This is a genomic window from Burkholderia sp. AU30280, assembly GCF_020420125.1.
Classification (GTDB): domain Bacteria; phylum Pseudomonadota; class Gammaproteobacteria; order Burkholderiales; family Burkholderiaceae; genus Burkholderia.
Map to the genome: position 1 here is coordinate 1 of NZ_JAIZRY010000044.1, position 906 is coordinate 906.

The 906-nt window shown below is 61.0% G+C and carries 1 protein-coding gene; it reads left to right on the forward strand.

All coding sequences use genetic code 11. The annotated features are described in order from the left end of the window. Positions 1-87: 87 nt before the first annotated feature. Positions 88-899 (forward strand): IS5 family transposase gene (locus LGN17_RS36435; protein WP_226201563.1). Its coding sequence is split into 2 segments (ribosomal slippage): positions 88-436 and positions 436-899, totalling 813 coding nucleotides; the frame shifts between segments, so codons are not numbered across the junction. Positions 900-906 lie beyond the last annotated feature (7 nt).

Sequence of the window (906 nt, forward strand, 5' to 3'; positions counted from 1 at the left end):
AAAATCTCTAACAAAATGAGTGTTCGGGGGCTGTTAACCCGCCGCGCGTTTTGTTAACCTCTTCGTTGTTTCGCTGACGAGGAGGCCATGGCCAAACCGATACTCGATGACGAACTGTGGTCACTGATCCAACCGCTGCTACCTCCACCGAAGCCACGCCGTACGCGATACCCGGGCCGCAAGCCGCTCGACGATCGCGCCGTGCTGACCGGCATCCTGTTCGTGCTGCAATCCGGTATTCCCTGGGAAATGCTTCCGCAGGAAATGGGCTGCGGCTCGGGCATGAGCTGCTGGCGCAGACTGCGCGACTGGCAACAGGCGGGCGTCTGGGACCGGCTGCACGGAGTATTGCTGGCGAAACTTCGTGCAGCCGATCGCATCGACTGGTCGCGTGTGGTCATCGATTCGTCCTCCATTCGTGCAGTGGGATCGGGGCAAAAACAGGACCCAATCCCACCGATCGGGCGCGACCCGGTTCAAAGCACCATCTCGTTACCGAAGCGCAGGGCATCCCGCTCGCGCTGATCCTCACGGGCGCCAATCGCAACGACGTCACCCAACTGCTGCCTCTGATCGAGGCCATCCCGCCCATTCGGGGCAAGCGGGGGCGGCCTCTGTCAAAGCCCGTCATCGTGCAGGCCGATCGCGGTTACGACCACGACAAATATCGCAAGCCCCTACACGCTGCCGGTATTGCTACGCAGATTGCACGCCGTGGAGAACCCCACGGCAGCGGCCTTGGCAAGACCCGATGGGTCGTCGAGCGCACCTTCGCGTGGCTGCACAACTTCAGACGCCTGCGCATTCGGTTCGAGCGCCTCGCCGCCATACACGAGGCGTTCATGAAAATCGCCGCCTGCGTCATTTGCTGGCGACACCTTCAAAAATCATTCTGTTAGCGTTTCT